6 protein-coding genes are annotated in these 6,192 nt (G+C 68.3%); 3 read left to right on the top strand and 3 right to left on the bottom strand.

Features of this window, described 5'->3' with window-relative positions; translation table 11 throughout:
• Window positions 1–679 (top strand): SGNH/GDSL hydrolase family protein (locus ASF38_RS02590; RefSeq protein WP_056573438.1); only part of this gene is annotated, 679 nt, incomplete at its 5' end.
• 37 nt (window positions 680–716) lie between these two features.
• On the opposite strand, the gene ASF38_RS02585 is transcribed toward ASF38_RS02590, so the two are convergent.
• Window positions 717–1,550, bottom strand: a complete 834-nt coding sequence (locus ASF38_RS02585) for an SDR family oxidoreductase (RefSeq protein WP_055963773.1) — start codon at window positions 1,548–1,550, stop codon at window positions 717–719.
• Entirely contained in the window at window positions 1,529–2,881 is a 1,353-nt protein-coding gene (locus ASF38_RS02580; protein WP_200914375.1) for a cytochrome P450, read from the bottom strand. Before ASF38_RS02580 ends, ASF38_RS02585 begins: the two co-directional genes overlap by 22 nt.
• An 81-nt stretch (window positions 2,882–2,962) precedes the next feature.
• On the opposite strand from ASF38_RS02580, the gene ASF38_RS02575 reads away from it, so the two are divergent.
• Together ASF38_RS02575 and ASF38_RS18620 are read left to right on the top strand one after the other, a co-directional pair.
• Window positions 2,963–3,580, top strand: a complete 618-nt coding sequence (locus ASF38_RS02575) for a TetR/AcrR family transcriptional regulator (protein WP_055963777.1) — start codon at window positions 2,963–2,965, stop codon at window positions 3,578–3,580.
• A gap of 1,547 nt (window positions 3,581–5,127) precedes the next feature.
• A complete protein-coding gene (locus tag ASF38_RS18620) occupies window positions 5,128–5,622 on the top strand; it encodes a hypothetical protein (protein ID WP_156364865.1) in 495 nt (164 codons plus the stop codon).
• A 338-nt stretch (window positions 5,623–5,960) separates the two neighbouring features.
• On the opposite strand, the gene ASF38_RS19565 is transcribed toward ASF38_RS18620, so the two are convergent.
• A complete protein-coding gene (locus tag ASF38_RS19565; RefSeq protein WP_369815147.1) occupies window positions 5,961–6,140 on the bottom strand; it encodes a helix-turn-helix domain-containing protein in 180 nt (59 codons plus the stop codon).
• Between the last annotated feature and the right edge of the window lie 52 nt (window positions 6,141–6,192).

Genomic DNA, 6,192 nt, shown 5'->3' with positions numbered 1-6,192 from the left:
GCTCGGCCGCGGTGCGGTCGGCGGGGGAGGTGACGGCTTCGGCTACGTGAACCTCGCGATCCGCGGTCGCAAGCTGGCCGCGGTGCTCGACGAGCAGCTGGAGCCCGCCGTGGCGGCCCGGCCCGACCTCGTCTCGCTGTACGCGGGCGGCAACGACATCATGCGCCCCAAGGTCGACATCGACGCGCTCGTGTCCCGGTACGACGACGCTGTCGGGACGTTGGCGGGCACGGGGGCGACGGTGGTGCTGTTCACCGCGTTCGACCCTGCGGGCTTCCCCATCTTCTCCGCCGGCCGCGGCCGCTTCGCGATCTACAACGAGCTGGTGCGCGAGGTGGCCGACCGGCACGGCACGCGACTCGTCGACTTCTGGCGCATGCGTGAGTACCGCGACCCGAGGATGTGGGCCGACGACCGGCTGCACATGTCGTCGGCCGGCCACCAGCGGATGGCCATCGCTGTGCTCGACGAGCTGGGCGTGCCGCACGACCTCGAGCCGCTGCCCCTCGTGGACCCGCCGGCACGGACGCCCCGGGAAGCCCGGGCCGACCACCTCGACTGGGCACGCACGCACGCCGCCCCGTGGGTGAAGCGCCGCCTCACGGGCACCTCGTCGGGCGACACCCTGTCGGCGCGCTACCCCGACCCCTCGCGCCTCGGAGCACCGTCGTCCGAGTGACGGCGGATCGGCCGATGACGCTCCGAGACGCGGGGACTCAGGAGTGGGCGGCGCGCTGCTCGTAGGCGTCGCGGATCTCCTCGTCGGCGTCGGCCAGCACGCCGTCGGTGCCGAGGGCCCGACCGAGCGTGTCCTTCGCTCGTCGTGGGAGCAGGTTGGCCCCGTAGTAGATCGCCTTGGCGTGCCGCGGCACCCAGGTCTCGAAGCGCGGCTTCCGCGCCACCGCCACCACGGCGTCGGCCACCTCCTCGGGGCGGCACGGACGCATGCCGCGCGTCGCCTGGATGCCTGAGCCCAGCTCGGTGGCGACCACGGTGGGCAGGATCGCCGAGACGTCGACGCGCTGGGGTGCGAGCTCGGTGCGCATCGCCTCGGTGAAGCCGACGACGGCGTACTTGCTCGCGCTGTAGGTGGCGCCGTGCGGCAGGGCGATGCGGCCGACGCCGGACGCCACGTTGACCACGTGACCGCGACCTCGCGCGATCATCCCCGGCACGACGAGCTTGGTGCCGGTGATGACCCCGCGCAGGTTCACGTCGAGGATCCGGTCGGTGGCGTCGTCGGTCTCGTCCACGAGCGGGGAGATCGGCATGATGCCCGCGTTGTTGACGAGCACGTCCACCGGCCCGACCTCGGCCTCGGCGAACGCGACGAACGCGGCGAAGGACGCGCGGTCGCTCACGTCGAGGCGGTGGCCGACGGCGCCGCGACCGACGGAGCGCGCCGCCTTGTCGACCAGGTCGTCGTCGAGGTCGCCCAGGACCACGCGGGCCCCGGCCGCGGCGAACCGCTCGGCGGTGGCCAGACCGATGCCGCGCGCGGCGCCGGTGACGAGGACGGTGCTGCCGGTCAGCTGGTGCGTGCGTGCCATGTCGCTCCTTGGGGGAGGGGTGAGAGGTGGACGGGCTGTCCGTCCTTCGGGAACGGGAGGGAGAGGTAGCTCAGCGGAGCCCGGTAGTCGGGGTCGACGCTCCAGCGGTGGTGCCGCAGCAGGTGCACGAGGATCGAGCTCACCTCGGCGCCGGCGAAGAACAGGCCGAGGCACTTGTGCACCCCGCCGCCGAACGGGTCCCACGCGTGCCGGTGGGCCTTGTCCTCGCGGCGGTGCTCGGCGAAGCGCTCGGGGTCGAAGCGCTCCGGGTCCGGCCACAGCTCGGGCAGGTGGTGCGACAGGTGCATCATCACGACGACGAGCCGGTCGGCCGGGATGCATCGGCCGAGCACCTCGGTCTCCTTCACGGTGCGCCGGGCGACCACGGGGACGGGCGGGACCAGCCGCAGCGCCTCCTTCATCACCAGCGGGATGTCGACGAGCGTGTCGAGGTCGTCGAGGGTCGGGTGCTCCGGAAGGGCCATCGCCTCGGCCCGGCAGCGCTCCTGCCACTCGGGGTGCTGGCCGAGCAGCTGGACCATGGTCGAGCTGGTGATGGTGGACGTGTCGTGCGCGGCCATGAGCAGGAAGATCATGTGGTTGACGACGTCGTCGTCGCTGAACGTGCTGCCGTCCTCGTCGCGCAGGCGGCACAGCACCGAGAACAGGTCGGTGCCGTCACCGTCGCGGCGGCCGGGCAGGTGGCGGGCGAAGAAGTCCTCGAGGAGTCGCCGTCCGCGCAGCGCCCGGCCCCAGCGGGTGAACGGCACGTCCAGACGCACGAGGGCGGTCGCGGCCTGGACGCAGTCGATGAAGGCGGCGTTGACGCGGTCGAGCTCGCCGGGGTCGGCGGGCTCCACGCCGCCCATGAACACCTCGGTCGCGACGTCGAGGGTGAGCGACTTGAGCGCCGGGTACACCTGGACGTCGGGCCCGTGCTCCCAGGCGGCGATCGTCCGGCGGACCGGCTCCTGCAGGGCGGCGGTGTAGCCGGCGAGGTGGTCGCGCGTGAAGGCGGCCTGCATGATCCGGCGGTGGCGGTGGTGCTCCTCGAAGTCGAGCAGCATGAGCCCGCGGTCGAAGAACGGCCCCACCAGCCGCCCCCATCCTGGTCCGCTGGCGAAGGCCTTGTCGGCGTTGCGGAACGCTGCCTCGCAGGCGTCGGGGCCGAGCAGCACGGTCCACCGGTCGCCGATGAAGTCCATCTCGCTGACGGGGCCGTAGCGGTCGTGCTGGTCGCGCATCATCGCGAGCGGGTCGCGTACGTAGCGCAGCGTCTGCCCGACCCACGGGAGCCCGCGTCGGTACGGGGCGTCCACCGGTTGTGTCATGGGACCTCCAGGAGTGACCTGCATCACGGGTCATCCTGATTCAGGAAGGGCGTCCTGTCAATATCCACGTATGATGTCGACATGGCGGTGAAGGCAGGGGTCTACGGCGGACGGACGCACGAGGAGCGACGGCGGGAGCGGCGTGAACGGCTGCTCGAGGCTGCCCTCGAGGTGTGGGGCACCGAGGCGGCCGGACCGGTGACGATGACCCGGGTGTGCACGACCGCCGGACTCTCCGAGCGCTACTTCTACGAGCAGTTCACGAACCTCGAGGCGGCGCTCACGGCGGTGCTCGAGGCGGTCGCCGCCGAGATCGCGTCCGCGTCGGTCTCGGCGCTCGAGCAGGCCGAGGGCGACGCCGAGCAGCGGGTGCGCGCCGGTCTCGCGGCCTTCGTGCGCATCCTGACCGACGACCCCCGCAAGGGACGTGTGGCGATGATCGAGTCGGTCGCGCTGCCGGCGCTGCGGGCACGCCGCGCCGAGCTGCTGCGCGACTTCGTGGCGCTCACCGCCCAGGAGTCGCGGTCGCTGCACGGGCCGAGCGCCTGGGACGAGCCCGAGGGTCGGCTGGCCGCCACGATGTTCATCGGCGGGATCGCCCAGCTGGTGACCGACTGGCTCGAGGGTGCCGTCGAGGCGGAGCCCGACGACATCGTCGACGCGGCGGTCCACCTCTTCGAGGCCACCGCGCACCGCTGAGGGTGCGCTCGTGCCTCCGGACGGGAGGACGCGGCGCGGGAGATCCGTCGCGCCAGGCCGGTAGCGCGCCAATCCGACGGTCGTCCTCGAGGCGAACCTCTTCGGCGGAGTCGGGCGACCTCGACATCGTGTGACAGTCAGGCAATAACGGCGTCGATAACATGGCAGAAGCCGAATAATGACAACAAGGTCGAGAAGTACCTACGTTCGTCTCGAAACGGTGTGGCCATCTACTGAATCCTTGACGGCGGCCACCTGAACGCCGAAACTGCGGGCACCGCTTGCTTGAGCGGAACCAATCTCGGGGGGTCGAGGCATGCGTACAAGCTTGTTGGGCGCACAAAAAATCGGAGTCAGCGCAGTCGTGGGCGCGGTGGCAGTTGTGGGACTGACTTGGCAGAGCGCAACCGCCTCTGCTGACGACGAGGTCGTCGTCTCGGTCGGGGTCGCTGATGCGCAAGGCGACCCGGCAGCACATGTCCCCGTCACCCTCTACGCGTGGCCATCGGCAAAGGACCTTGCCGATGTGAGGGTGGGACAGCAAGTTGATCGCGTGGAGATCGCGCGACGCGCGACCTCACGGACGGGGCAGGTCGACATTCTTGCGAGCGACATCGCCGACATCACGAACCTCATGCATGGCGAGAAGTACCTCGACATTGACGTCGTCGGCGACCTCGGGTCAGAAGGCATCGTGACTCGGACGGTGACGCTCGCGGACTCCCGTGTGGCTGACGGTGTGCCTGAATCTGCGGCCGTGGTCGACAGCAGGACGGGCGACGTTTTGCGCGGCTCCGAAGTCGCTCTAAATGCGCCTTCGACGACGGCTACAGCCGGCAAGCGGTCGTACTCGGCGACTGGCCAGACCGTGGGTGAGTCCGACGAAGAGTCGAAGTCTCAAGCGGAAGCGCTGACGGACGTGCCTTCGCCGACGAGCACCAAGGCCAGTCAGGACGAGGTCTGCCCGTCCACCGGCACCACCTTGATCGAGAATCTCGGAAACCGTTGGGTCAACGTCGGCAACGCCCTCATCAGGGTGAGCGGGAAAGAATCAGAGTTCGTCTACAGCACTCTGGCGTCGACGTCGCTCGGGACCGCTATCGAGGTCGACGGCATCTTCACCGCTTCTGATGCAGTAACTCGCGAACACACCCTGAAGGTCGAGTTCCCGAAGATTACTACTCCGCAGTACCTGAATTTCGACACTCAGTTCTCGTACGGCAAGTACTGCACGTTCTACCCCACGAGGGGCGTCAGCGAAGTGACTGTGCGCCCCATCAAGCACGAGGGCGGTACGCGAACCCGAACGGGTCGCAGCACGCTCGCAACACCCAACTGCACTCCCTACGCCGCGGGCTCGTCAGGCACGANNTCACGACCGCGGCTGAGCAGAAATGGAGTTTCACGACGGCTGGAAACTTGTGCGGCAGCGCCGACTTCCCCGGTGGTGACGCCCGAGTCATCGCCATGCAAGGGCTCACGTGAGAGGTTCACCTGTACGGGTTTCGTCCCAGTCTCGACGGGTCGCGGCGGTCCTAGCCGTTGCCTTGTTGGTCGCGGCCACGGCGAGCTGTTCGAGCAATGGAGTCCGGACCGGCGAGGCGCTCGATGTCGGATCGGCGTGGACTCTTTGCCAAGCGAATGGCAGCGAGCCGAAGACGTTCGGGCAGGCACTACTCAAGAACACTACTCAGTCAGACGTCACGCTCGAGTCCGCAGAACTGATCGATGCCCAGGGACTGGAGATCGTTGGCGCAGCGATCGTGCCTAGCGACAAGAAAGCGAATGGGCTGGTCTGGTCTCAGTGGCCACCCGCCTATCCCGGGGCCGAAGAGACTTTAAAGGAGGAAGGTCAGTCTGTTCCCGGCGCGGTTATCAAGCCGGCCCAGACATGGTTTCTCTGGGTCGGCGTCCGCGCGCGGACCGGTGCAGGCTCGTCTGGGGCCGTGCGCGTCAACTATCTGCACGACGGGCAAGAACTTCAGCAAGAGGTTCGCTATAGCCTTCAGATCGTCGCCGGAAAGACTTGCCCCGAGGCGTGACCTCCTCTGTTCGATCCAATGTCGTGAGTGGGCCTCCTGCTGCGCTTGCGCAAATGTATGACTGCGCTGCCAAGAATTCAGCCAGGCATAGGCGCGGCTGATCGGCTTTCCATCGGCTAGCGCGCCCCGCTGCGACGAATTACGGACTCATCGGAGGCTNCCCTGATGTCGACATCCCACTGGTGCCGGGTCACGGCCCGCTGCTCTGGTGCTTGCTCGTCGTACGGGATGTCGGCGGTGTCACCCATGGCGTTAGTCCTATCGAGGTGGTAAGCGCCGCCCGAGCCGCCAGACACTTCGAAGATACGCGTCCTCAAGTTAGATCGCTGCGTCACACGTCACCACACACGGACGCTGACGTCGAGGGCCTGGGCAAGCATCGGGAGATGACTCGCGCCGAGGTCCTGTTGGCCGCGTTCAAGTCTCGACAGCGTGGAGTGGTGGACCCCAACGGCCTCGGCGACAGACGCCAGGCTCAGTCCAAGTTCAGTGCGACACGCAGCAACGCGGAGGCCCAGNNNCTCCTTGATCGGGCAGGTTTGAGAAATCAAACCCTCCCGCGACTTCCGC

Origin of the sequence: Aeromicrobium sp. Leaf272, assembly GCF_001422865.1 — a bacterium.
Taxonomy (GTDB): domain Bacteria; phylum Actinomycetota; class Actinomycetes; order Propionibacteriales; family Nocardioidaceae; genus Aeromicrobium.
Note: the sequence above shows the minus strand (reverse complement) of the source record. Positions and strands in the feature narration are given on the sequence as shown.

Bases quoted from the DNA above. Each gene is read 5' to 3' on its own strand.
- ASF38_RS02580 (WP_200914375.1), bottom strand. From the start codon at position 2,881: ATGACACAACCGGTGGACGCCCCGTACCGACGCGGGCTCCCGTGGGTC.
- ASF38_RS02575 (WP_055963777.1), top strand. From the start codon at position 2,963: ATGGCGGTGAAGGCAGGGGTCTACGGCGGACGGACGCACGAGGAGCGA.
- ASF38_RS02585 (WP_055963773.1), bottom strand. From the start codon at position 1,550: ATGGCACGCACGCACCAGCTGACCGGCAGCACCGTCCTCGTCACCGGC.